This is a genomic window from Paenibacillus sp. GbtcB18, assembly GCF_019091125.1.
GTDB classification, from domain to species: Bacteria; Bacillota; Bacilli; order Paenibacillales; family NBRC-103111; genus Paenibacillus_F; species Paenibacillus_F chitinolyticus.
The window spans coordinates 1-238 of the sequence record NZ_JAGXJX010000828.1 but is presented as its reverse complement, the minus strand read 5'-3'; the positions used below and the strand labels follow the sequence as shown (position 1 = coordinate 238).

1 protein-coding gene is annotated in these 238 nt (G+C 51.3%); it reads right to left on the bottom strand.

Annotated features, from left to right (window positions below; all coding sequences use genetic code 11):
* Positions 1 to 54: 54 nt before the first annotated feature.
* The coding region (locus tag KVT34_RS31080) for a hypothetical protein (RefSeq protein ID WP_217563380.1) at positions 55 to 238 on the bottom strand (184 nt) is incomplete at its 5' end.

Genomic DNA, 238 nt, shown 5'->3' with positions numbered 1-238 from the left:
GCCCCCCTAAAAAAAAAAATATCCCCCATCTTGGGGGTCTTTCCTGACAAACACCTAAGATGTGGTGCCCCCATTTTCCCCCCCCTCCTCTTTCTTACGTATTTTACTTCTTTCTTTTGCAAGAAACACCCCTTCCCCCAAAAGCCGTCTGGCATTTTCCCCTAGATAATTGGGCTCCCCCCACTCTTTAGGGGCTTCGCCCAGGAAGGGCAACGTGCCTTCTTCCCTGTCCCCTTTC